This window comes from Luteibacter anthropi, from assembly GCF_023699965.1.
GTDB lineage: Bacteria > Pseudomonadota > Gammaproteobacteria > Xanthomonadales > Rhodanobacteraceae > Luteibacter > Luteibacter anthropi.
Genome location: NZ_CP077072.1, coordinates 2,632,137 through 2,656,549, shown reverse-complemented (window position 1 = coordinate 2,656,549; position 24,413 = coordinate 2,632,137). Strand labels below are relative to the sequence as shown.

The 24,413-nt window shown below is 65.1% G+C and carries 24 protein-coding genes; 10 read left to right on the top strand and 14 right to left on the bottom strand.

Translation table 11 applies throughout. The features are described from left to right. Window positions 1–8: 8 nt before the first annotated feature. From KR767_RS11700 to KR767_RS11665, 8 genes are all read right to left on the bottom strand, one after another. Window positions 9–323, bottom strand: coding sequence for a non-heme iron oxygenase ferredoxin subunit (locus tag KR767_RS11700; RefSeq protein WP_250876434.1), 315 nt, complete (start codon window positions 321–323; stop codon window positions 9–11). Next, window positions 323–853, bottom strand: a complete 531-nt coding sequence (locus tag KR767_RS11695; protein ID WP_166947633.1) for a GNAT family N-acetyltransferase — start codon at window positions 851–853, stop codon at window positions 323–325. Before KR767_RS11695 ends, KR767_RS11700 begins: the two co-directional genes overlap by 1 nt. Before the next feature lie 139 nt (window positions 854–992). Further along, window positions 993–2,240: an aminotransferase class V-fold PLP-dependent enzyme gene (locus KR767_RS11690; protein WP_250876433.1), complete on the bottom strand. Its 1,248-nt coding sequence runs from the start codon at window positions 2,238–2,240 to the stop codon at window positions 993–995. Window positions 2,241–2,254: 14 nt separating this feature from the next. After that, the gene (sufD, locus tag KR767_RS11685) at window positions 2,255–3,571 is read right to left on the bottom strand and encodes a Fe-S cluster assembly protein SufD (RefSeq protein WP_250876432.1); all 1,317 of its coding nucleotides are present in this window, start codon (window positions 3,569–3,571) and stop codon (window positions 2,255–2,257) included. Beyond that, a complete protein-coding gene (gene sufC, locus KR767_RS11680) occupies window positions 3,568–4,353 on the bottom strand; it encodes a Fe-S cluster assembly ATPase SufC (protein WP_250879154.1) in 786 nt (261 codons plus the stop codon). Before sufC ends, sufD begins: the two co-directional genes overlap by 4 nt. A 20-nt stretch (window positions 4,354–4,373) precedes the next feature. After that, on the bottom strand, window positions 4,374–4,775 hold the full coding sequence (locus KR767_RS11675; RefSeq protein ID WP_166947627.1) for an ACT domain-containing protein: 402 nt from the start codon (window positions 4,773–4,775) through the stop codon (window positions 4,374–4,376). Then, on the bottom strand, window positions 4,775–6,235 hold the full coding sequence (gene sufB / locus KR767_RS11670) for a Fe-S cluster assembly protein SufB (protein WP_166947955.1): 1,461 nt from the start codon (window positions 6,233–6,235) through the stop codon (window positions 4,775–4,777). Before sufB ends, KR767_RS11675 begins: the two co-directional genes overlap by 1 nt. A gap of 14 nt (window positions 6,236–6,249) precedes the next feature. Then, on the bottom strand, window positions 6,250–6,702 hold the full coding sequence (locus tag KR767_RS11665) for an SUF system Fe-S cluster assembly regulator (RefSeq protein WP_166947625.1): 453 nt from the start codon (window positions 6,700–6,702) through the stop codon (window positions 6,250–6,252). Between the two features lie 403 nt (window positions 6,703–7,105). Here KR767_RS11665 and KR767_RS11660 point away from each other — a divergent pair, with 403 nt between their 5' ends. The 7 genes from KR767_RS11660 to KR767_RS11630 all read left to right on the top strand — a co-directional run bounded on the left by KR767_RS11660 (window position 7,106) and on the right by KR767_RS11630 (window position 16,418). Further along, on the top strand, window positions 7,106–8,449 hold the full coding sequence (locus KR767_RS11660) for a TolC family protein (RefSeq protein ID WP_250876431.1): 1,344 nt from the start codon (window positions 7,106–7,108) through the stop codon (window positions 8,447–8,449). Continuing rightward, a complete protein-coding gene (locus KR767_RS11655; RefSeq protein WP_166947621.1) occupies window positions 8,449–9,582 on the top strand; it encodes an ABC transporter permease in 1,134 nt (377 codons plus the stop codon). The genes KR767_RS11660 and KR767_RS11655 overlap by 1 nt, the downstream gene beginning before the upstream one ends. Continuing rightward, window positions 9,579–10,355, top strand: a complete 777-nt coding sequence (locus KR767_RS11650; protein ID WP_166947619.1) for an ABC transporter ATP-binding protein — start codon at window positions 9,579–9,581, stop codon at window positions 10,353–10,355. Before KR767_RS11655 ends, KR767_RS11650 begins: the two co-directional genes overlap by 4 nt. After that, window positions 10,352–11,272: an efflux RND transporter periplasmic adaptor subunit gene (locus tag KR767_RS11645; protein WP_250876430.1), complete on the top strand. Its 921-nt coding sequence runs from the start codon at window positions 10,352–10,354 to the stop codon at window positions 11,270–11,272. The genes KR767_RS11650 and KR767_RS11645 overlap by 4 nt, the downstream gene beginning before the upstream one ends. Window positions 11,273–11,418: 146 nt before the next feature. Then, a complete protein-coding gene (locus KR767_RS11640; RefSeq protein ID WP_166947615.1) occupies window positions 11,419–11,757 on the top strand; it encodes a P-II family nitrogen regulator in 339 nt (112 codons plus the stop codon). Then, window positions 11,747–13,054 carry an ammonium transporter gene (locus KR767_RS11635; RefSeq protein ID WP_250876429.1) on the top strand — a complete coding sequence of 436 codons (1,308 nt, stop codon included), beginning with the start codon at window positions 11,747–11,749 and terminating at the stop codon, window positions 13,052–13,054. Before KR767_RS11640 ends, KR767_RS11635 begins: the two co-directional genes overlap by 11 nt. Before the next feature lie 325 nt (window positions 13,055–13,379). Further along, window positions 13,380–16,418: a TonB-dependent receptor gene (locus KR767_RS11630; RefSeq protein ID WP_250876428.1), complete on the top strand. Its 3,039-nt coding sequence runs from the start codon at window positions 13,380–13,382 to the stop codon at window positions 16,416–16,418. A gap of 225 nt (window positions 16,419–16,643) precedes the next feature. On the opposite strand, the gene KR767_RS11625 is transcribed toward KR767_RS11630, so the two are convergent. Further along, complete coding sequence (locus tag KR767_RS11625) at window positions 16,644–17,921, bottom strand: nucleotide sugar dehydrogenase (protein WP_250876427.1); 1,278 nt, start codon at window positions 17,919–17,921, stop codon at window positions 16,644–16,646. A 160-nt stretch (window positions 17,922–18,081) separates the two neighbouring features. Here KR767_RS11625 and KR767_RS11620 point away from each other — a divergent pair, with 160 nt between their 5' ends. Further along, window positions 18,082–19,095, top strand: coding sequence for an aminoglycoside phosphotransferase family protein (locus KR767_RS11620; RefSeq protein ID WP_250876426.1), 1,014 nt, complete (start codon window positions 18,082–18,084; stop codon window positions 19,093–19,095). Next, window positions 19,092–19,772, top strand: coding sequence for an N-acetylmuramate alpha-1-phosphate uridylyltransferase MurU (gene murU / locus KR767_RS11615; RefSeq protein ID WP_250876425.1), 681 nt, complete (start codon window positions 19,092–19,094; stop codon window positions 19,770–19,772). Before KR767_RS11620 ends, murU begins: the two co-directional genes overlap by 4 nt. A 9-nt stretch (window positions 19,773–19,781) precedes the next feature. Here murU and KR767_RS11610 read toward each other — a convergent pair whose 3' ends face one another. The 4 genes from KR767_RS11610 to KR767_RS11595 all read right to left on the bottom strand — a co-directional run bounded on the left by KR767_RS11610 (window position 19,782) and on the right by KR767_RS11595 (window position 23,395). Beyond that, window positions 19,782–20,009 (bottom strand): hypothetical protein, encoded by a 228-nt coding sequence (locus tag KR767_RS11610; RefSeq protein WP_166947603.1) that lies wholly within the window; start codon window positions 20,007–20,009, stop codon window positions 19,782–19,784. Window positions 20,010–20,140: 131 nt separating this feature from the next. Next, the gene (gene motB, locus KR767_RS11605; RefSeq protein ID WP_166947602.1) at window positions 20,141–21,139 is read right to left on the bottom strand and encodes a flagellar motor protein MotB; all 999 of its coding nucleotides are present in this window, start codon (window positions 21,137–21,139) and stop codon (window positions 20,141–20,143) included. Between the two features lie 6 nt (window positions 21,140–21,145). Beyond that, window positions 21,146–22,000, bottom strand: coding sequence for a flagellar motor stator protein MotA (motA, locus tag KR767_RS11600; protein WP_166947600.1), 855 nt, complete (start codon window positions 21,998–22,000; stop codon window positions 21,146–21,148). An 81-nt stretch (window positions 22,001–22,081) separates the two neighbouring features. Continuing rightward, window positions 22,082–23,395: a two-component system sensor histidine kinase NtrB gene (locus tag KR767_RS11595; protein ID WP_166947598.1), complete on the bottom strand. Its 1,314-nt coding sequence runs from the start codon at window positions 23,393–23,395 to the stop codon at window positions 22,082–22,084. A 136-nt stretch (window positions 23,396–23,531) separates the two neighbouring features. On the opposite strand from KR767_RS11595, the gene KR767_RS11590 reads away from it, so the two are divergent. Next, window positions 23,532–23,906, top strand: a complete 375-nt coding sequence (locus KR767_RS11590) for a response regulator (protein WP_250876424.1) — start codon at window positions 23,532–23,534, stop codon at window positions 23,904–23,906. Between the two features lie 9 nt (window positions 23,907–23,915). Here KR767_RS11590 and KR767_RS11585 read toward each other — a convergent pair whose 3' ends face one another. Next, on the bottom strand, window positions 23,916–24,251 hold the full coding sequence (locus tag KR767_RS11585) for a hypothetical protein (RefSeq protein ID WP_250876423.1): 336 nt from the start codon (window positions 24,249–24,251) through the stop codon (window positions 23,916–23,918). Between the last annotated feature and the right edge of the window lie 162 nt (window positions 24,252–24,413).

The window sequence follows — 24,413 nt, the reverse complement described above, 5'->3', positions numbered from 1 at the left end:
CTGACGGATCAGCGGTCGTCGCGGGTCCAGATCGCGCCGTTGTCTTCCTTCACGGGGAAGGTCGCCACCGGTTCGTAGGCCGGGGGACAGGTGACCTCGCCGGTACGCACGTCGAAACGGGCGCCATGGCGCACGCATTCCACTTCGTGCCCGATGACCGGGCCACCGGCCAGCTCGCCACCGTCGTGGGTGCAGACGTCCTCGATGGCGTAGAGATCGCCGTCGATGTTGTAGACCGCGATGGCCGTGTCGCCATCCCAGGCCACGCGGAATTCACCGGGAAGCAGCTCGCTGCGGGTACCGACGCGGATCCAGCCGTCCATCAGGCGAGTTCCTTCACGAGGTATTCGAAGCGCAGGTCGTCGCGCTGGGGCAGGCCGAAGCGCTCGTCGCCATACGGAAAGGCCTTGGTGCGACCGGTGCGGGCGTAACCGCGGCGCTCGTACCAGGCGATCAGCTCGTCGCGGATGTCGATCACGGTCATTTCCACGCGCTCGCATGTCCATTCCTCGCGAGCGATGCGTTCGGCCTCGGCCATCACGAGGCGGCCGATACCGCTGCCTTGCAGGGGCGGGTGCACGGAGAACATGCCGAAGTAACAGACCACGCCCTGGCGCTCGATGTAGCAGGAAGCGGCCAGCGTGCCGTCGCGTTCGAGGAGGACGAAACGGCCGTTACCGCTGGCAAGCAGTTCCGTGATCTCGGTGGCATCGGTGCGGCGGCCATGCAGGAAATCGGCCTCCGTGGTCCACCCTGCCCGGCTGGCGTCGCCGCGATAAGCCGATTCGACCAGGGCGGCGATGAGGGGCGCATCGGCTAGGGTGGCGTTGCGGAAAGTGTGCGGGGTGGTCATGGGGCGGATTCTAACCCGGTGGGATCATGGCTTCGCGGGTCGCGCGCAAGGCGCGCTCCTACAGGACAGCTTGGGCAGGAGCACGCCCGGACCGAAACGGCTTGTGCAGGAGCGCGCCTCGCGCGCGACCGGCCATATCTCAGAGCAGCAGCTTCCTGACCCTGCCGATCGCCTCGATAAACCCATCCACCTCGGCCTTCGTGTTGTAGAACGCCAGCGAAGCACGCAGGGTCGCAGGCACGCCGAAGAACTGCATCAGCGGGTGGGCGCAATGGTGTCCGGAGCGCACGGCCACGCCCTGCAGATCGAGCAGGGTCGCCATGTCGTTGGCGTGCGCGCCTTCGATCAGGAACGAGATCACAGGCTCCTTGTCCTTCGCACGGCCGAAAATCCGCACGCCCGGCACGCTTTCCAGTGCCGTGGTGGCGTAGGCCAGCAGATCCTGCTCGTAGGCGTTGATCCGCTCGAAACCGATGCCGCCGAGATAATCGATGGCTGCCTTCACACCCGCGAAACCGGCGATATTCGGCGTACCCGCCTCGAAACGGTGCGGCGGATCGGCGAACACGGTGCCCGAGAAGCGCACCTCGCGGATCATCTCGCCACCGCCGAAGAACGGCGGCATCGCCATCAGGTGTTCGCGCTTCGCCCACAACGCGCCCGTGCCGGTGGGCGCCAGCATCTTGTGGCCGGTGATCGCGTAGAAGTCGCAGCCCAGTGCCTGCACGTCGATGGGGCGGTGCGGCGCGGCCTGCGAGCCGTCGACCAGCAGAGGGATACCGCGCTTGCGGCACTCGCGGGCAATCTCGCGCACCGGATTGACCGTGCCCAGCACGTTGGACACATGCGTGACGCAAGCCAGCTTCACTTCCGGCGTCAGCAGCTTGAAATACTCTTCGAGGATGAGCTCGCCATTGGCATCGATCGGCGCCGCCTTCACCGTGGCGCCCGTGCGCTCGGCCACCAGCTGCCACGGCACGATATTGGCGTGGTGCTCCATCACCGTGGTGACGATGGCGTCGCCCGCTTTCAGCTTCGGCAGCGCATAGCTATACGCAACCAGGTTGATCGACTGCGTGGTACCCGAGGTAAGGATCACTTCATCGCGCGACGATGCATTGATGAAACGGGCAATGGCATCGCGCGCGCCTTCGTAGGCCGACGTGGCCTCCTCGCCCAGCTGGTGCACGGCGCGGGCCACGTTGGCGTTGTGCCCGCGATAGTGGCGATCCACCGCCTCGATCACGGAAAGCGGCTTCTGCCCCGTGTTCGCGTTGTCGAAATAGATCAGCGGCTTGCCGTGCACGGTGCGCGACAGCAGCGGAAAATCGGCGCGGATGCGTTCCACGTCGAGGGGAAGGACGGCCGGTTCGGGCTTGGCGTTCATGGCTGGCTCCGGACTTATTCGGTGACGCTGGTCGGCAGGTGCGCCACCAGCAGCTCGCCCAGGTGTTCGCGCAGGGCTTCGTTCGGCAGTGACTCCAGCGCGGCACGACAGAACGCCAGCGTAAGCAGGCTGCGGGCCTGCACGAGCGGGATGCCGCGCGAGCGCAGGTAGAACAGCGAGCGCTCGTCGAGCTGGCCGATGGTGGCGCCGTGGGCGGCCTTCACCTCGTCGGCGTAGATCTCGAGCTCGGGCTTGGTATCGATTTCCGCCTGACCCGACAACAGCAGGTTCTTGTTGCTCAGCGACGCGTCGGTGCCATCGGCACCTTCGGCGACCACGATGGCGCCACGGAAGACGCCCCGCGAACGGCCGTCGGCAATGCCGCGCCAGAGCGCATCCGATGCCGTATCACGCGCCTTGTGATGGATTTCCAGCTGCGTATCGACATGCTGGCGGCCCGACAGTGCAAACACGCCGCGCGTATCGAAACGGGCGCCATCACCGAGCACGTCGGCCGTGAGTTCGTGACGTACGAGCGCACCACCCAGTTCCACCGCATGCACGGTCACTTCGGCTTTTGCGTCGAGGCGCACATGGCCGCGACGGACCAGCGTCGTCGAGGCCGAGGCGTCCTGCACGAGCACGAGGCCCAGCGTGGCGCCCTCACGCACGGCGTAATCGGCCACCACGGTGCCCAGCTGCGCACCGTCGCCGGCGGACACGAAATGCTCCACGACATCGGCATGGGCACCCTTGCCCACTTCCACCAGCACGCGCGCATGCCAGGCGGTATCCGGCTGTGCGCCACTGGTGGCGTGAACCACGTGCAGCGGCTTCGCCATGCGCACGCCATCGGCCACGCGCAGCACGAGGCCATCGGTGGCCAGCGCGGCATTCAGATGCGCGAAGGCATCGGCGGCGCCACGGCGGTAGCGGTTCGCCAGCGCGAAGCGCAGCGGTTCGGGCTGCGCCAGCACGGCGGCGGCAAGCGAGGACAGCTCCACGCCCTGCCCCGCATCGAGCGAGGACAGGTCGGCACGGAACACGCCATCGACGAACACCGCGCGGGCACCATCGAGACCGGGCAGCGTGAACGACGGCAGCGGTACGGAAGCGGCAACACCGGCATCGGCGCGCGCATAGGCACGCTGGCCCAGCGCGCGCAGCGGGGTGTACTTCCATGCTTCATTGCGGGCCTCGGGCAGGCCGGCCTCGGCAAAGGCATCGAGGTTTTCGCGACGGGCCGCGTCGAGCCAGGCGATGCCGCTGGCCGGTACGGTCGCGGCGGCGTCCAGCGCCGCCCGCACGAACGGGGACGGCGCGCTGGTCATGCCGGCGCTCCGGCGAGGTCGGCCTTGCGCAGTTCGGGATGCGCGTCGGCCAGCCACGCGTAGCCTTCGGCTTCGAGCTTCAGGGCCAGGTGCTTGTCGCCGCTTTCCACGATGCGGCCACCGGCCAGCACGTGGACGAAGTCCGGCTCGATGTAGTCGAGCAGGCGCTGGTAATGAGTGACGACGATGAACGAGCGCTCTGCCGAACGCAGCGCATTGACGCCCTCGGCCACCTGCTTGAGCGCATCGATGTCCAGGCCGGAGTCGGTTTCGTCGAGGATCGCCAGCTTCGGCTCCAGCACCGCCATCTGGAAGATCTCGTTGCGCTTCTTCTCGCCGCCCGAGAAACCTTCGTTGACGGCGCGATGCAGCAGTTCGTCGGAGATCTGCATGATTTTCAGCTTCTCGCGCACCAGCTTCAGGAAGCGCATGGAGTCGAGTTCTTCCTCGCCACGGAACTTCCGCTGCGCGTTGAGCGCGGCACGCAGGAAGTAGGTGTTGTTCACGCCGGGGATCTCGACCGGGTACTGGAAGGCCAGGAACACGCCGACGGCGGCGCGATCTTCGGGCTCCAGCGCCAGCAGGTCGCGGCCGTCGAAGGTGACCGAGCCTTCGGTCACTTCATAGCCTTCGCGCCCCGAGAGCACGTTGCCCAGCGTGGACTTGCCCGCGCCGTTGGGCCCCATGATGGCGTGCACCTCGCCCGGCTTCACCTCGAGCGAAAGGCCTTTCAGGATCTCCTTGCCTTCGACGCGGGCATGGAGGTTGTCGATCTTGAGCATGTGCATGGCGGTGCTGTCCATCAGGGCGTCAGGTGCGAGAGCGCGTCGAGCGCGTCGTCGCGGCGGTCCCAGGGCACGAAGATGTGATCGTGCAGGAACGCGGAAACGGGGTTGCAGGGAATGCCGCGCTTCGCGAGCGCGGCGGATACGGCCGCCATCATGCCGACGGCGGTAAGGCTGGACTGCACGCGCAGCGTGATGCAGGCCCAGAGCATGCGTTCGGAGGCGTCTTCTTCCGCATCGACGATGAGCGTGCTGCCTTCGTCTTCACGGAACATCATCAACGCATCGGCCATGCGCTCGCGGGCCTTCTCATGCGAGACATGCAGGAATCGCTTGGGCACCGGATGCAACACCGGGTCCAGCGCGGCCAGCAGCGCGCGCAGATCGGTGAGGCCCGGAGCGGAGCCGACGATGCCCATCAGCCCACGGCACCTTCGAGCGACACCTCGAGCAGCTTCTTGGCCTCCACGGCGAACTCCATCGGCAGCTCGCGGAACACCTGCTTGCAGAAGCCGTCGACGATCATCGATACGGCGTCTTCCTCGCCGATACCGCGCGAAAGGCAATAGAACAGCTGGTCGTCGGAGATCTTCGAGGTGGTGGCCTCGTGCTCGACGATGGCGCCGGGGTTCTTCACTTCCATGTACGGGAAGGTGTGCGCGCCGCACTTCTTGCCGATCAGCAGCGAATCGCACTGCGTGTAGTTGCGCGCGCCGTCGGCGCCCTTCTCGATCTTCACCAGGCCGCGGTAGCTGTTGGAGCTGCGGCCCGCGCTGATGCCCTTGGCGACGATCTTCGACTTGGTGTTCTTGCCGATGTGGATCATCTTGGTGCCGGTGTCGGCCTGCTGGCGGTGGTGCGTGAGCGCCACGGAGTAGAACTCGCCCACCGAACGATCGCCACGCAGCACGCAGCTGGGGTATTTCCAGGTGATCGCCGAACCGGTTTCCACCTGGGTCCAGGAGATCTTGGAATCCGCACCACGGCAGTCGCCGCGCTTGGTCACGAAGTTGTAGATACCGCCCACGCCGTTCTCGTCGCCGGGGTACCAGTTCTGCACGGTGGAATACTTGATCTGCGCGCGTTCCAGCGTTACCAGCTCGACCACCGCCGCATGCAGCTGGTTTTCGTCGCGCATCGGCGCCGTGCAGCCTTCGAGGTAGGAGACATAGGCGTCGTCCTCGGCCACGATCAGCGTGCGCTCAAACTGTCCGGTGTTGATCGCATTGATACGGAAGTAGGTGGACAGCTCCATGGGACAACGCACGCCCCTGGGGATGAACACGAAACTGCCATCGGAGAACACCGCCGAGTTCAGGGCGGCAAAGTAGTTGTCGGCTACCGGCACCACGCTGCCCAGGTACTGGCGCACCAGGTCGCCATGCTCGCGGATGGCCTCGGACATGGAGCAGAAGATCACCCCGGCCTCGGCCAGTTCCTTGCGGAAGGTGGTGCCCACGGACACGGAGTCGAACACCGCATCCACGGCCACGCCGGCGAGTTTCGCGCGCTCATGCAGCGGCACGCCCAGCTTCTCGTAGGTTTCCAGCAGCTTCGGATCCACCTCGTCGAGCGACTTCGGACCCGCCTTTGGCGCCGAGTAGTAGCTGACCGACTGGTAATCGATGGGCGCGATGTCGAGCTTGGCCCAATCCGGCTCCGGCATGGTCAGCCAGTGACGGTAGGCGGCCAGGCGCCACTCGGTCATCCACTCCGGTTCGCCCTTGATCGCCGAAAGCTGCCGAACGGTGTCTTCGTTCAGGCCCGGCGGAAGGCTGGTGGATTCGATATCGGTGACGAAACCGGCCTCGTAGCGGCGGTTGAGGGCCGCTTCGACTTCGGCGTTGTCGCGCACCGGCGCTGCCACGTCGCGTGTCATGTGTTCGCTCTCGTTCATGCGTTTGCCTGCGCGGTGCTTGCCGCGCTCCCGACCGGCGCCACGGGGCGCCCGGCCAGCATCTGTGCCAGGGTCATGCCGCGCAGCACGCCACCGATGGCCCCGGACACGGACTGCCAGCTGCCGCTGACCCCGCACTGGGACTGCCGGTCGCACTGGCCGTGGGCCATGCTGCATTCGGTCAGACCGATAGGACCTTCCATCGCCTCGACGATGTCGGCGAGGCTGATCGCCTCGGCCGGACGCGCCAGGCGATAACCGCCGTTGACTCCGCGAAACGACTCCACCAGCCCGGCGTGCCCCAGCAGCTTGAGCAGCTTGGACACGGTGGGCAGCTCCAGCCTCGCCTCGTCGGCGATCTGGGCCGTGCTGAGGACGTCGGCAGGGTGCGCGGCGATGCAGGTCATCACCACGGTCGCGTAGTCTGTCAGTCGGCTGACACGGAGCATCGGGGAAGGGGGACAGTTGAAATCAGACCAAAATGGTACTGTTTTCCGTCCCGGCGTGCAACGCGAGGCTGAATACCTGTCGCCGCCATGCTTGAGAATGGAAATAGATCAGCGCATCCTTAGCTTGGCGAAAGCCTGAGCGGTTAACATACGCACCGGACGAGAGGTCCCCACCCGAGGCCCATCGGAACCCGCGTTCCGGATGCCGGCCCAGCCCTCTCGATATCCACTGCCCGAACGCGATTGGCTGGCGATCGCGTCCGGACCCTCATCGTCCTGTACAGGAAGTTACGTGTTCGCTCATTTGTCGCCGTCTCGCTGTCCGGCAGACAGGAACCAACGTAAACCCGGCGCAAGGCGCCTCCTGCTTAGGGCCTCGATGACGGCGCTGACGATAGCTGTCATGACAGCCTGCGCCAGCGTGCAAACCCCCGACCTCAAGCCCGACCTGCCCAGCCAGTGGCGCAACGCGACGCCCACCGAAGGCGGTGCCGCAACGCCTGACCTGCGTGGCTGGTGGCACGCTTTCGGCGACTCCCGGCTCGATGCCCTCGTCGATGAAGCACTGAAGACGAATCTCGATCTCCAGCAGGCCGCCGAGCGCATCCGCGCCGCACGCCTGTTGGCGCGGCACAGCGGCGACCGCTTCCTGCCCAACCTGCATGCCCGCACCAACGACGCGATCGATCCCGACGCCAGCGCGTCGTTCTTCATCGCCGGCTTCGATTCCACCTGGGAGCTTGGCCTGTTCGGCGCTCACAAGGGCGCGAAGCGTGTCGCCCAGGGCGACCTGGAAAACGCCGAGGCCTCCCTGCAGGGTGCGCGTGTGTCGCTGGTGGCCGAAGTCGTGCGCCAGTGGATCCAGCTGCGCGCCGCGCAGCAGCAAGAAGCCGTGCTCCAGCGCACCGTCGATGCCCAGGCAGAACAACTGCGCCTGCTCGAAGTGCGCCAGGGACTACGCCTGGCCTCCACCCAGGATGTCGCCCAGGCACGCGTCGCCCAGGCACAGGCCCGTGCAACCCTTGCCGATCCTCGCAAGGCCATCAACGCCAGTGCACAGCAACTCGCCTTGCTGCTCGGTCGTTCCGAACCCGATGCCGCATGGCTCGAGGCCGGCGACCTGCCGCAGCTGGGCGAGCTGCGCGTTGCCACCGCGCCTGCCGACCTGGTCCGCACGCGGCCGGAAATCGTGGCCGCCGAAGCCAACGTGCTGCGCAGCGCCGGCGAACTGGGCCTGACCCGCGCGCAGATGTATCCCAATCTACAAATCGGCGCGGCCATGCAGTGGTCCACCGATATCACCAGCTATCGGCATACGCGGTCCCGCGGCATCGTTTCGCTTGGCCCGATCATCGATATTCCCCTGTTCGACTGGGGCAATCGCGTTGCCGCCGCGCACGCGAAGGGCTACGAACTCAAGGCCGCCGTGCTGGCTTACCGGCAGGCGGTGTTGCAGGGCGTAGCCGAAGCCGAGACCGCCATGGGCGACCTGCAACAGTCGTCCGAGCGCGAACAGGCCAGCATCGAGGCCGTCACCGCATTGCGACAGGGTGCGGATGCCTTGCAGACCCGGGTGGGCCTGAAGCTCGCCAGCCCGCTGGATGCACGCCAGAGCCAGATCGAAAGCGACCATGGCGAACTGGCCCTTCTCCAGGCCCGCGTGGAACGCGACCTCGCCTATGTCTCGCTCTACAAGGCCCTGGGCGGTGCACCGCTGCCGCCGCATCCGGCCGAAGGCGAGCACTGATGGTCGCCCTCGCCCGCAAGACCCTCATCTACGAATGGCGCCGGTTCCTGCCCGCGATCCTCGCGGTGGGTTTCGCCGGCCTGTTGCAGTTGCTGCAGGCCGCGCTCGTGCTCGGCATCTTCGGCAGCTCCAGCGTCTACATCACCGGCTCGTCGGCCGACCTGTGGGTGGGCTACCCCGGCACGCAGAGCGTGAACCTCGGGCGCACTATCGACAACGGCATCGAGATGCACCTGCGCATGGACCCGTCCGTGACGAAGGTGGAGCCGTTCCAGTGGGTGGATTCCGACTGGCGCGGGCCGCAGGACACGGGCGGCGTCTCCGTCTTCGTCTCCGGCATCGACATCCGCCCTGACGGCATGATGTTCTCCAAGGCGCTCTCGCCTGCACTGCGCGCGAAGCTCGCCGAGCCGGACGCCGTGATCGTGGATCGCGCCGACCTGGACAACCTTGGCGTCGGCATCGGTGGCGTCGCCGCCATCAATGGTCATCGCGTGCGCGTGGTGGGCGTGAGCCGGGGCCTGCGCGCCCTGGGCGGCGTCAACATCGTCACCTCGCTGGAAACCGCCCGGCGCATCGACACCACGCCGGGCGACGGCAACCGCACCACGTATTTCGTTGCCCGCGTTGCCGATCCGTCGCAAGCCAGTGCCGTGGCCGAACGTCTGGAAGGCGCCAATTCGTTCGGTCGCTACGACGTCTGGACGGCCGACGACTTCGCCCACCAATCGCAGATGTACTGGATGCTTGATACGGGCGCCGGTGCCGGCGTGCTGTTCCTCGCCGGCATCGTCTTCCTCGTGGGTGCGGTGATCACCAGCCAGACCCTGGTCGCCGCCGTCGTGGGTTCGGTGCGCGAATACGCCACGCTGAATGCCCTGGGTGTGGGCGTGGGCGCACTGCGCCGCGTGGTCATGGAGCAGGCTTTCTGGGTCGGCGCCATCGGACTGGTCGGCAGCATGATCCTCGGCGCACTGTTCCTGTTCGCCGCACACCATTACAGCGTGCCCGTGGCGCTCAGCCCCGTGGCCACGCTTGCCTGCCTCGGCCTCGTCATGGGCCTGGCCATCGTCTCGGGACTGGCCGCGATGCGCAGCCTGCGCCGCGCCGACCCTGCCACCCTGCTGCGATGAATGCGATGAACACTCCAGCATCCACGCGCGGCATCGCCCTGCAGGCCCGCGGCATCCACAAGTCGTTCGTTTCCGGGCGCGTGCGAAGCAGCGTGCTGCGCGACCTGTCGATCGACATCGAGACGGGCGAACTCACGCTGATCTCGGGCCCCTCGGGCTGCGGCAAGAGCACCCTGCTGGCGATCCTCAGTGGCTTGCAGCCGCCCGACGAAGGCAGCGTGCACGCGCTGGGCGAAAACCTCTGCGACTACGACACCCGCAGGCTCGAACGCTTCCGCCTGCATCACACGGGCTTCGTGTTCCAGGGCTTCAACCTGTTTCCGGCGCTGAGCGCGGTCGAGCAGGTGGAACTGCCCCTGCACTATCTTGGCCTCGCTCCCGGCGAAGCCAGGAAGCGCGCGGTGCAGTCGCTCGAAGAAGTGGGCCTGGGTCCGCGCATGCGCCTGCGCCCTTCGGAGCTTTCCGGCGGCGAGAAGCAGCGCGTGGCCATCGCCCGCGCCCTGGCCAAGGAACCGGAACTGCTGTTCGCCGACGAACCCACCAGTGCTCTGGATGCCGCCAACGGCCAGATCATCATCGACATCCTGCACCGCATTGCCCGCGACCACGGCACCACGGTGCTGTGCGTCAGCCACGACCCACGACTGGTCAGCCACGCCGACCGCGTGCTGACGATGGAAGACGGACGCATACTCAGCGATCGTCGCCAGCAGGGCCCCCTGCGTCCGACTACCGGGCACGCCGCGCCCGGCACCGAGGAATCCGCTCCATGAATGCCCGTCCTCTCCTCCCGCTTGCCGCCCTCGCCGCCGCGCTGGCCCTGGCGGCGTGTTCGCACAACGACCCGGCTCCGGCGGCCGCGACCGCAGCCACACCGGCCTACGCCGCCATGGCACGCGGCCGCGTCGATGTCGAAGGTGGGCTGGTCAACCTCGCCATGCCGCGCGAAGGCATCGTTGCCGAGGTCAGTGCGCATGAGGGCGACAAGGTCCGCAAGGGCCAGTTGCTGGCTGTGCTGGATACCGAGCCGGCCAAGCTGGCGGTCAGTGCCGCCGAGGCCGAACAGGCCCAAGCGCAGGCCCAGGTCAAACAGCTGGAAGGCCGCCTGAAGGCTGCCCAGCTACATGCGAAGCGCCTGACGGATGCCGCCAGCGCCGGTGCCGGCGACGGCCAGAGCGCAGACGACGCCCACGCGGGCGCCGCCCAGTTGCAGGGCGAGCTGGAAGCCGCCCGCGCCAACGTAGCCCTGACCACCCAGAAGCTCGCATCGGCCCGCTACGACCTGGCCCAGCACAGCCTGCGCGCGCCGCTGGCCGCCGAAGTCGTGAAGCGCTCCATCCAGCCGGGCACCAGTGTTTCCGCGCAGTCCGGTGCGGCCTTCGTCCTGCTGCCGGAACGGTCGAAGATCGTACGTGCCGAGCTCAACGAGTCGTTCGTCGGCAATGTCCACCCGGGCATGGTCGCGCAGATCCTCGACGACAACGGCAGCGACCAGACACCCATCGCCGCCCACGTGCAGCGCATCGGTGCCGTCTTCAGCGCCAGCACGCTGGAGGAAGATCCCACCGTCCGTGCCAACTCGCGTGCCGTGGATTGCATCCTCACCCTCGACAATCCGGACGGCCAGGCGATGCGCATCGGTCAGCGCGTGCTGGTGCGTTTCGTCAACGACGAGAAGGCCGCCAGGTAATCCCTTGCACCAAGGGCGGGCGATCAACCTCCCTCATATGGTGCAAATCATTTCACCTTGAGCCGCCGTGCGGCGGTGCACAAGGCGCGATCCACTGGCACGCATCCTGCTGAGTCTCCCGTAGTCCAGATACGGGAGGCGCTGTCATGAAGTGGATCAACGCGATCATCAAACCATTCACGCTGGACGACGTACGTGAGGCCCTTGCCGAGGTGGGCGTGCAGGGCATGACGGTGACCGAGGTGAAAGGCTTCGGCCGCCAGCACGGACACACCGAGCTGTACCGCGGCGCGGAATACGTGGTGGATTTCCTGCCCAAGCTCAAGATCGAGATTGCCGTCACCGACGAGCAGGTGGAGCGCGCCATCGAGGCCATCAGCGGAGCCGCCCGTACCGGCAAGATCGGCGACGGCAAGATCTTCGTGATGGAGCTGGAACAAGCCATCCGCATCCGCACCCAGGAGGTGGACGCCGATGCGCTTTAAGACCCTATTCGGCCTCCCCTGTCTTCTTCCCACCCTGGCCCTCGCCGCTCCTGCAAAGCTGGACTCAGGCGATACCGCGTGGATGCTCACGGCCACGATGCTCGTGCTGCTGATGACGATTCCCGGGCTGGCCTTGTTTTACGGCGGCATGGTCCGCGCGAAGAACCTGCTCTCGGTGCTGATGCAGTGCTTTGCCATCACGGCGCTGGTCACGGTGCTGTGGGTGGTCTATGGCTATTCGGTGGCCTTCGACACCACCGGCATGGCCGCAGGAACAACCGGCTGGCATTCCTTCGTCGGCGGCCTCGGCCACGCGATGCTGGCCGGGCTGAAGCCCGACAGCCTGTACAACACCGTGCCCGAAGCGGTGTTCGTGATGTTCCAGATGACCTTCGCGATCATCACCCCGGCGCTCATCGTGGGTGCCATTGCGGAACGCATGAAGTTCTCCGCCCTGCTGCTGTTCACTGCCCTGTGGTTCACCGTGGCCTACCTGCCCGTGGCGCACATGGTGTGGGGCGGCCCAGGCGCCTTCCTCGGCGACCTGGGCGTGCTCGATTTTGCCGGCGGCACCGTGGTGCACATCAACGCGGGCATCGCCGGCCTGGTCGGCTGCCTGGTGATCGGCAAGCGGCGCGGCTATCCGCACACGCCCATGCCGCCGCATAACCTGGGTTACACCCTGGTAGGCGCCAGCATGCTCTGGCTGGGCTGGTTCGGCTTCAACGCCGGCTCCGCCGTGGCGGCCAATGGCAGCGCCGGCATGGCCATGCTGGTGACCCAGATCGCCACCGCTGCCGCAGCGATCGGCTGGACCGTCGTGGAGTGGCTCACCCACCGTCGCCCGAGCGTACTGGGCATTGCTTCCGGCGCGGTGGCAGGCCTCGTTGCCATCACACCCGCCGCCGGCACCTGCGGCCCCGGTGGAGCGCTGGTGCTGGGCCTCATCGCGGGCGTGGTGTGCTTCTTCTGCGCCACGCGGCTCAAGCGTCACTTCGGCTACGACGATTCCCTTGACGTGTTCGGCGTGCACGCGGTGGCTGGCATCGTCGGCGCCCTGCTGACCGGACCACTGGCCGCGCCCGTACTCGGCGGCTTCGGCTCCGTGACCGACCTTGGCCTGCAACTGTGGATCCAGTGCAAGGGCGTGGCCTTCACCGTGGTCTACAGCCTCGTGTCCACGTGGATCATTCTCAAACTCGTGGATGTCATCGTGGGCCTACGCGTGGACGAGGAACAGGAGCAGGTCGGCCTGGATATCGCCCTGCATGAGGAGCGGGGCTACAACCTGTCCTGATACCCGCTTCCGGGCAGATAACGAAGTGCAGGATTTTACGAGGCCGGCAGGAATGCCGGCCTTTTTACGTGGCTGACCGCGTTGAGAATATGCTCATTTTCGGCAGAATCATGCCTGAGATATAACTGTCACAACAGATTCACAAGAATTTGACAATCGCAAAATGTTGCTCTAGAACAGTCATAGCCTGACGTTCTTCATCTGTCGCTGGGTAGGTCGACAGCCGAAGTAAACGGGGCATCCACGCGGCATTCCCCCATGGGCGCCGCTCATCTGTTCATCGAATCGGGGCCCTGCGTGGCAGGGTCCGGTAGGGGCTTTTTGCATGTTTTATTCCTCTCCCGTCCGCAGCATCCTGCGTCCCACCGCTCTCGCGCTCGCCCTCGGGCTTGCGGTGGTCGGTACCGCTCACGCGCAGTCGAATGCTTCGGGCGTCGTCTTCGGTCGCGTTGCGGCTGGCCAGGGCAACGTCGTACACCTGGAAAATCTCGATACGGGCCTGACCCGCGACATCAACGTCGATGGCGAAGGCCGCTACCGCGCCTCGTCGCTGCCGATCGGCCGCTACAAGATCTCGGTCCTGCGCGACGGCGCCACCGTCAGCAGCCGTGACAACGTCACCGTGCAGGTCGGCACCGGCGTCGACGTGTCGTTCGCCGCTGAAGCCGCTTCCTCGTCGTCCGCCCACGACCTCGAAGGCGTGCAGGTCACCGGCAACGTGCTGCCGTCCATCGACGTTTCGTCGGTCGATTCGCGCACCGTGCTCACCTCCGAGCAGCTGCAGAAGCTGCCCATCGCCCGTGACGTCACCTCGGCCGCCCTGCTGGCCCCGGGTGCCGTGGGTGGCGACGGCCGTTACGGCAACGTCGCCTCGTTCGGCGGTTCGTCGGCAGCGGAAAACCAGTACTACGTCAACGGCTACGCCGTGACCAACGCGCTCACGGGCCTGGGCCTCACCAGCCTGCCCTACGACGCCATCGACCAGCAGCAGATCTACACCGGCGGCTATGGCGCAGAGTACGGTCGCTCCACCGGCGGCGTGGTCAACATGATCACCAAGCGCGGCGGCAACACCTGGAAGGCCGGCGGCCAGATCGTCTACACCCCGAGCGGCCTGCGCGACTCCCCGCGCGACATCTACCTGGTCAACGGCACGCTCTACCAGGACCGCCACAAGAACAAGAGCACGGGCACCGAATACTCGGCCTACGTCAGCGGCCCGCTGATCAAGGACAAGCTGTTCCTCTACGCCACCGGCGACTTCATCAAGACGGACGGCTTCACGCGCGCCTCCACCGCCGCGCCGACCGATATGAACTGGGTCACCAAGACCAGCCGCTGGCTCGCCAAGATCGACTGGAACATCTCGGACAACCACCTGCTTGAGCTCACCGGCTTCAGCGACAAGACCACTGAGAAGGACCAGATCTACGGCTACAGCTACACCACCGGCCAGCGCGGCGCCTACCGCGGCTCGATCAGCACCAAAAACTACGGCACGGCCGGCGCCACCCCGGGTGGTGACGTCTATATCGGCAAGTACACCGGCTACCTCACCGACAACCTCACGGTGAATGCCCTGTACGGCCGCAGCGTGTCCGACCACGTGCAGAGCACCAACAGCATCGGCGGCGAATGCCCGCTGATCAGCGGCAACTACACGCAGAACGGCAAGACCGTCTTCCCGCCCAGCTGCTACCTGCAGGGCCAGATGATCGCCCCGGGTGCCAAGGACAAGACCCACGGCTGGCGTCTCGACGTCGAGTACCGCCTGGGTGACCACGACATCCGCGCCGGTCTCGACAACCAGACCCTCGAATCCTTCGCGGGCAACTTCTACGAAGGCCCGGATTCCGGTCGCGCCAAGGGCGGCGCCTATTACTGGTCCTACGGCGACCTGAAGAAGAACCCAGACGGTACCTACGCCCGTACGGTGGCCGGCTACCCGGATGTGCTCTTCCCCCAGGGCACCACGAAGTACGTCCAGCGCGTTTACTACTACGCCGCGTCCAACGTGAAGACGGTACAGGAAGCCCAGTTCATCGAAGACCACTGGCAGATCAACGATCGCTGGCTGGCTTACGTCGGCCTGCGTAACGAGCAGTTCAAGAACATCAACGGTAACGGCGACGTCTATGTGAAGCAGCGTCACCAGCTCGCCCCGCGCCTGGGCCTCACCTGGGACGTCTACGGCGACTCGTCGCTGAAGATCTACGGCAACGCCGGTCGCTACCACCTCGCCATCCCGTCGAACGTGGCGGTGCGCGCCGCGTCGGGCTCGTACTTCCTGCGCCAGTACGGCACCTTCGACAGCGTCGATCCGGTGACCGGCGTGCCGGTCGGCTTCAAGCCCAACGGCAGCGAATATGCCTCCAACGGTCACGACGGCACGCAGCCCGACCCGCGCACCATCGCCGCCAAGGGCATGGGCGCGTACTACCAGGACGAATACATCCTGGGCTTCGACAAGATGCTGGACAGCGAGTGGGTGGTCGGTGCCAAGGCGACCTACCGCAAGCTGAAGAGCTCCATCGACGACTTCTGCGACTCGCGTCCGTTCTCGAACTGGGGCAAGCGCAACAACGTCGACATGAGCCACGCCACCATCTCGGGTTGCTACCTGTTCAACCCGGGCAAGAGCAACACCTTCCAGGTAGACATGGACGGCAAGGGCAACTACCGCGACGTCACGCTGACCAAGCAGGACTTCACCAACAACGGCGTGGGCTTCCCGGACCTGAAGCGCCAGTACTACGCGCTCAACCTGTACGCCGAACACCAGTTCAGCCAGAAGTGGTACGGCAAGTTCGACTACGTGTTCTCGCGTAGCTACGGCAACTCCGAAGGCATGCTGAAGTCGGACATCGGCCAGCGTGACCCGTCGGTGACGCAGGACTGGGATGCACCGGAAATCATGGTAGGTTCGAACGGTCCGCTGCCGAACGATCGCAAGCACCAGTTCAAGGCGTACGGCTACTACCAGATGACCCCGGAATGGCTGTTCAGCGCCAACCTCACGGTGGCGTCCGGTCGTCCGGTGAACTGCATCGGCGTGGCCCCGGGTGACCCGATCCGTTACGGTGCGTCGTACTTCTACTGCGACGGCAAGGTGTCGCCGCGTGGTTCGCGTGGCCGCCTGCCGTGGACGGAACAGCTGAACATCGGTGCCGAGTACCGTCCGGCGTTCGCCGATCACAAGCTGGGCTTCAACATCGACGTGTTCAACGTGTTCACGCAGCAGCGCAAGACCAGCGTGATCGAAGTGGGCGAAAGCGCCGCCGGCGCCCCGGTGGTGACCTACATGCGTCCGATCACCTTCTCGACCCCGCGTTACTTCCGTTTCGCGGTGCGCTACGACCTCTGATAACAATCACTACGACATCGGCGCCGTGCGACTCTCCCATCGCACGGCGTCTCCTCCCCTTATTGACCCGGCTGAGAAGCCGGGTCTTTTTTCGCAGCCCTTTGTAGGAGCGCGCCTTGCGCGCGACCGGTTTTCGCGATCACCCGGTCGCGCGCAAGGCGCGCTCCTACAGGGTTATCGTAAGTTGATCGCTGGTGTCGAAACCAGGTCGGTCGTCCCGCGTCTTTACAAGCGCCCGTCCACGGCGTCCTGCGGAAGCACCGATTTCACGTCGTAAAGCACGGCACCGGGCTTGCCGAACGCACGAATCCTTTCCGCGCCGAAATCGCGAAACTCGTCATGCGCCACGGCCACGATCACCGCGTCGTATGCGCCCTCATCGATGGTCGTCACCGGCCGTACGCCATACTCGCGGTCGCACTCGTCGGCTTCGACCCACGGATCGTAGACATCGACATCGGCCATCGACTGGCGCAGTTCACGCACGATATCGATCACCCGCGTATTGCGCAGGTCGGGGCAGTTTTCCTTGAAGGCAAACCCCAGCACCAGCACGCGCGCATCCACGATATGCAGGCGTCGCTCGCTCATGAGGCGGATGACGCGGTCGGCCACATAGGTACCCATGCGGCTGTTGATACGTCGTGCGGCGAGAATCAGCTCCGGGTGATACCCCGTGACTTCCGCCTTGTGCGTCAGGTAGTACGGATCGACGCCAATGCAGTGGCCGCCAACGAGACCCGGACGGAACGGCAGGAAATTCCACTTGGTACCGGCGGCTTCCAGCACTTCGCCCGTATCGATGCCCAGGCGATTGAAGATGAGGGCCAGTTCGTTGACCAGGGCGATATTGACGTCGCGCTGCACGTTCTCGATGACCTTGGCCGCTTCCGCGATGCGGATCGAGGACGTCTTGTGCGTGCCGGCGCGGATGATCGTGCGGTACAGCGCGTCGACGCGTTCGGCCGCCGCGGGCGACGAGCCCGAGGTAAGCTTGCGGATGTCGATCACGCGGCGCGCATGGTCGCCCGGGTTGATGCGCTCGGGGCTATAGCCGCAATGAAAATCGACATTGAACGACAGCCCTGAACCGGCCTCCAGGATCGGCACGCAGATTTCTTCGGTCGTACCCGGATACACGGTCGACTCGAAGATCACCAGGTCGCCGCGCTTCAGCAGGCCGCCCAGCATGCGACAGGCGCCTTCCAGCGGGGAAAGATCCGGCCGCTGGGCTTCGTCGATGGGCGTAGGCACCGTGACGATATAGACGTTGCAGCCGGCGAGATCCGCCAGCTCGCCGCTGTAGCGAAGGCGGGCGGCCGTGGCGAGCGCCTGCCCATCCACTTCGCGTGTGTGGTCGCGACCTTCGCGCAGTTCGGCCAGGCGGTTCGGATCGATATCGAATCCGAGGGTATCGAAGTGTCTGCCGAATTCGACGGCCAGCGGCAGGCCGACATAACCGAGACCGATGATGCCGATCCGCGGATCAGGGGTAAGAGCCATGAGGCGCCCGGGCTTCCAAAAGAAACGAAGCGTACACGCCAGAGCGCCGCCTTAGTACCACCGGACGGGGGAGCCGTGCCCCCGCGGCGCCACGGCCCGGCTATGACAGTGACCGGCAAACCCTCTAAGCTCGCGCCCCACATCCGCTACGATCCGCTGCATGACCGCCACCGACGATCGCTCCGCCGCGCGCCTGGCCTGGGCCCGCCACGCCACCGGCCTGCCCTCCCTCGACCTGGAACCCGCCTCCGCGGACGCCAGTTTCCGCAGCTACTGGCGCGGCTACGTCGACGGCCAGCCGGTCATCGTGATGGACTCCCCGCCAGAGAAGGAAAACCCCGCTCCCTGGGTGGAGATCGGCAAGCGCCTCCATGGCGCCGGGCTGCATACGCCGACGGTAATGGTGGCTGATCTGGAGCAGGGATTCCTGCTCATCGAGGACCTCGGCACCCGTACCTTCCTGCCCGAGTTGAACGAGGGCACGGTGGATGCACTTTACGGCGAAGCGCTCGACGCGTTGCTGCGCATGCAGATGCACGTGGATACCAGCGGCCTGCCAGCCTTCGACCACGCCTGGCAGACCATGGAAATGGAACTGATGCCCAGCTGGCTGCTGGAAAAGCATCTTGGTGTATCGCTGGCGTGCGGCGACTGGGACGTCATCGAGAATGCGTTCAGCACCATCATGCGCACCATTGCGGAGCAGCCTCGCGCCTTCATGCATCGCGACTACCACAGTCGCAACCTGCTGGTGACGGAAGAACGCTCTCCCGGCGTCATCGATTTCCAGGGCGCCATGTCGGGCCCGATCACCTACGATCTCGCGTCGCTGCTGCGCGATGCCTACATCGTATGGGACAACGAACGGGTGGAAGGCTGGGTCGAGGCGTATCGCCTGCGCCTGCTCGATGCGCGCATGCTGGACGAAACGGTGGACACCGACCGTTTCCGTCGCTGGTTCGACCTTACTGGCCTGCAGCGTCACATCAAGATCCTCGGCCTGTTCTGCCGGCTTTGTTATCGCGACGGCAAACCGGGCTACCTTGCCGATCTTCCCCGTGTACTGCGTTATGTACTCGACACGGCGCGGCGTCATGCCGATACGGCGCCGCTCGCCGATCTCATCGAAGCGAAGATTGGCGGACGCGACATCCGGATGGCAAGCCCGGCATGAGGCATGCACTCATCCTGGCAGCGGGGCGCGGCGAACGCATGCGTCCGCTCACCGATGTCACGCCCAAGCCGCTGCTCGAGGTGCATGGCAAGCCGCTGATCGTGCATCACATCGAGAAGCTTGCGGCGATCGGCGTCAACTATATCGTCATCAATACGGCGCATCTCGCGGACCGGTTTCCCGAAACACTGGGCGATGGTGCGCCATGGGGCGTACGTATCCGCTATTCCTATGAAGGCCCGGAACCACTGGAAACCGGCGGCGGCATGCTCAAGGCGCTTCCGCTGCTGGGCACCGTGCCATTCATCGTGGTGAGCGCGGATATATGGAGCGATGTCGATTACGCCACCTTGCCGCATGAGCCCGATGGCCTGGCCCATCTGGTGATGGTGCCGAATCCGGCGTTTCATCCGGAAGGCGACTTCTCGCTATACGAGGGGCACCTGCATGACGAAAACGCACCCGCCGGCGCGGAGCGACTGACCTTCGGCAACATCGGCGTCTATCGTCCCGCACTGGTGGCGGGTGAAGCACCCGGCGCGTTCAAGCTGGGTCCGATGTATCGACGCGCCATCGTGCAAGGGCAGCTTTCCGCGGAAAAGTACACGGGATTCTGGCGCAATGTGGGTACGCCGGCGCAGCTGGAAGAACTGCGCGATATCGTCGCAGGCAAATGATCCGCTACGTCACGGCACCGATTCCGCGGCCAGCTCACGCAATCGCTCGCGACCCAGGGCAAACGCTTCGTTATAAGCGCTGGTGACATCGGGATGATCCACCGCACCGTCACAGGCATCGATTTCTTCACCGATGTGATCGAGGATACGGTAGCTCGAACGGTAGAACACGTGGCCTTCATCGCCGTGATGTTTTACGGCTTTGGCCACCACACGAAACTTGCTGTGATTGTCCACTGCGGTTTTCCTCCCCCAGGCAACCGATACTGACGGGGGAAGATGACCGTTGCAAGTGGCGGTCGTTGCGGGCCGAAGACGGCACGATCGCGGCCGATGGCGAATGGACGTCCATTCGCCAGTCAGGCCACTCAGCCGTTGTGTGCCATCCGCAGAGAAACCGCGGCCGTGCCGATCGGAGGAGCCGTCGCTGCGGGGTCACCACGGGCTCCGGCCTGGGAGCCACCCTGTGCCCGCGGTGTATCGGAAGGCGCCGGCTCACCCGCCACTTCGGCCGCGGCCCTGGCCGCCTGCTGGGTCATCACCACGATGCTGATGCGACGATTCACTGCCGATGACGGATCGGTCTTGTCAAAGGGTACGGACGCGGCAAGGCCCACCACGCGGGCGACTTTTTCCGCCTGCATGCCGCCTTCCACCAGGGTACGACGCGCCGCATTGGCACGGTCGGCGGACAGTTCCCAATTGCCGTAGGCACTGTCGGCACGGACATACCGCGCATTGTCCGTATGTCCTGAAATACTGATCTGGTTCGGCACCTGGTTGATGAAGCCGGCCAGTTCGTGAAGGATCTGCACGGTGTAGACCTTCAGCGCGCCGCTGCCCGTATCGAACATCGGACGGTTCTGCTTGTCGACGATCTGGATGCGCAGGCCTTCGGACGTGATATCGAGCAGCAACTGATCCTTGTAGGGAGCCATGGCCTGGCTCTTGGCGATGGCGTCCTCGAGATCCTTCATCAGCTGTTCGAGGCGTTTCTTTTCCTTCTCCTTCGCCAGGCGATCTACATCGGCGTCGGTGGGCTTGGCAAACGCCTGCTGGTCGCCCGGACCCTTGGGCAGGTCCATCGCGCCGCCGAGCTTGATCATGCTCGTGCTCGCCCCACCCGGCCCCAGTTTTCCCGACGGCGCCATGGTGGATTGTCCCTGCGTCATGCTGGGATTCTTGAAGTATTCCGACACGGCGGCACGCTGCTGTTTCGTACCCGCGCCCACCAGCCACATCACGAGGAAGAACGCCATCATGGCCGTGACGAAGTCGGCATAGGCGACCTTCCAGGCACCGCCATGGTGACCATGGCCGCCCTTGCGCCGACGCCGGATGATGACAACCTGCTTCAGCTCGCTCATGACGACTTACCGGGCACCCTTCAGGTGCGTTTCCAGATCCTGGAAGCTCGGGCGCGAGCCCGAGTGCAGCGACTTGCGTGCGAATTCCACCGCCACCATGGGGTTGTAGCCGCGAAGGTTGGCCATCAGCCCGACCTTCACGCATTCGAATGCCTTGCCGTCGGTGTTCACCCGCGACTCCATCGCGGCCGAAAGCGGCCCGATGAAACCATAGGACAGCAGGATGCCCAGGAAGGTGCCGACCAGCGCGCCAGCAATATGCAGGCCGATCATCGCGGTGTCACCCTCGATGGCCTGCATCGTGATGACGATACCCAGCACGGCGGCCACGATGCCGAAGCCCGGCAACGCGTCAGCCATTTTCTGCACCGCCAGCGCCGGTGCCAGCGCCTCGTGATGGTGGGTTTCCAGCTCTACTTCCAGCAGCTGCTCCAGCTCAAGCGGGTCCATGCTGCCGCCCACGATCAGGCGCAGGCAGTCGGTGATGAAATCGATGAGGTGGTGTTCTGCGATCAACCTCGGGTACGCGGAGAACAGCGTGCTGTTCGCCGGGTCCTCGATGTGGGCCTCCATGCCGAGCTGCCCTTCCTTGCGCATCTTGGTGAAGATGTCATAGAGCAGGGACAGCAGGTCCACGTAATCCTGCTTGCGGTACTTCGGCCCCTTGAAAAGGGCCAGGGCTTCGCTGGCGGAGCGCTTCACGATATCCAGCGGGTTGGCGCTGATGAACGCACCCAGGGCCGCGCCGAAGATGATCAGCAATTCGTAAGGTTGCCACAGCGCCCCGATGGTGCCGTGCGAAAGAACATAGCCACCCAGCACCGAGACCAGGACGATAATCGAACCGATAATGACCAACATGACTTCACTTCCTCCCAGTCGTTTCCGTTATCGGCTGGTTGCTCGCCAAATTGAGGAATTCCATCACGATTTGTCCATGAATCACTCCGCCAGTGTGAGCGGTCCCGGATACCTTGGGAAAACGAGCCGAATCCGCGTACCGATTCCCGCCTCGCTCTCGATCTCCACCCCGCCGCCCACCTGTGCCATGGTGCCGTAGACCTGGGCCAGTCCGAGGCCGGAGCCCCCTTCCTTGGTGGTGAAATAGGGCTCGAACAGGCGCTGGCGAACTTCCTCGGGCATGCCGCCGCCGGTATCGGCCACGCTCACGTACACCTGCACGCCCGAAGCTGATTCACGCAAGGTGCGTTCATGGGGCAAGGCCGCCGGGCGTTCACCCAGTTCGATCCGGATGTCGCCTGCATTGCCCATCGCATCGCGTGCATTGAGGCACACATTCATCAGGGCCTGCTCCAGCGCGTGACGATCCGCCCAAACGGGCAGCGCCCCGTCCCGCCGTTCGATCCGTATCCCCACCCGGCCGCCCATGGCATGACGTGCGAAGTCGGCGAAGCTATTCACCAGCTCGCCCAGTTCCACCGGCTCGGCGCGCTCCGGCTGGTTGCGGGCGAAGGCGAGCAGACGCCGGGTGAGGGCCGTGGCGTGGCGGGCTCCCTCCATCGCATAGGAGAGCATCCGGCCCTGACGTGGCGTGAGGTTGGTGGCCTCGTCTTCCAGACCCGACAGGCTGACGATGACCGTCTGCAACATATTGTTGAAGTCATGGGCAACGCCGCTTACCAGTTGCCCGATGGCATGCTGTTTTTGTGCCTGGCGGGCGCTGGCTTCGGCCAGGTCGAGGGCACTATGGGCCATGTCCAGCTGCTCGCGTACACCGGCAAGACGGCTCTCCGCATCCTCCCGGGCGCCGTGCTCGGACTCCAGGCGCTCCAGCAAGGTGCCGTAACGCGTGGATGCACTGAGCGAACGGGCCACGGACTCGTTCAGGCGGTCCTGGAGCAATTCGTTGATGGATTCCAGCGCTGTCTGCAACTGCACCCGCTCGGTGACGTCACGACTGATGACGATGAAGTGATCCAGGACATCGCCCGCAACCACCGGCGCCACCATCACTTCCCACCAGCGGGATGCTCCCAGCGTGGTTTCGCGGACGCTTACGAAATCCACGCGATCGCCTGTCGCGGCACGATCCAGCGCCCGCGCCACCATGTCGCGCGCCTCCACAGGCCACAGATCGACCCAGCGGCGACCGATAAGCCGCTCCGGGCCATCCGGCGCCAGCGCAGCACACCCCAGTCCCGATACGAACCGGATCACGCCATCACGATCCAGTTCTTTCATGCAGTCGGCCGACGCCTCGACGAATTGCCGGTACCGTCCTTCCCAGTCGCTCATGACTCGCCCGCCGTTCGTCTGCCCCCTGAACACCTCTATCACGCAACGCCGGCCCTTCACCTGTCAAGCACCACTCTCACGCCATCCCGACACATGGAAGCGGACAGTGCTATCGAAGTTCTCGCATGGAGCCGGCATGGCCACCAAAGGACCCGTTCTGGTCGTCGAAGATGATCGCAACGTCCTCGACATCACCAGTTTCGTCCTGGAGACCGCGGGATACGACGTGCTTACCGCGATGAACGCCCGCGAGGCGCTCGTGGAGCTGGGCCTGCATCGGGAGATCCTGCTCGTGCTCACCGATGTGAACATGCCCGGCGACATGGACGGCATCGAGCTCGTTCGCGAACTCCGCCGCCTGGGCAATCCGGTGCGCTGCGTGGTGGTATCGGGCGACGCGTACCACGCCGCCGACCGTCTGGGCGATCTGGCCCCGTTCCTGCCCAAGCCTTACGACCGGCGCAGCCTGCTGAAGGCCGTCGAAGACGCGATGCGCACCACCCATCACTGAGCGCAGGGTTCAGTCCTTGCCCTCGTCCTCGTCGTCCTCATTCTCACCATCGTCTTCGCCGCTCTCTTCACCGGGCCCGGCACCCGGCCGGTCGTCGTCAAAACCGGTTTCTCCCTCGACGAAGACCGGCGTGCCTTCTTCATCCACCTCCAGGACAAGCCCGAGCGCCTTTTCAGCGGCTTCGGCGGCCACCGATTCCTCCCGGAAGCTGCGGTTGTCGTAGACGGTGAAGTAGCTGGGAAACCCGCTCGCGACGGGGTGGGAGGATATAAGCGCCTTGAAGCGGCTCCCATCCCTGGTGGCGCTGCTGCGAAGTGTGAAACCGGGAAATGAGCGCTCAGCCATCGATGGGACCTCAAAAAGAAAAAAATTCAAAGCAGGCAGGAATTTGCCATTCGTCCTGCAAGAAGCACATGAAAATAGCAAGGGCATCGTTCAGGTTTTTGGCACTTGCCGCGCAAGTTTTTGTAGGGTATTTCCTACATCAAGCACCGTCACGCATCCTTC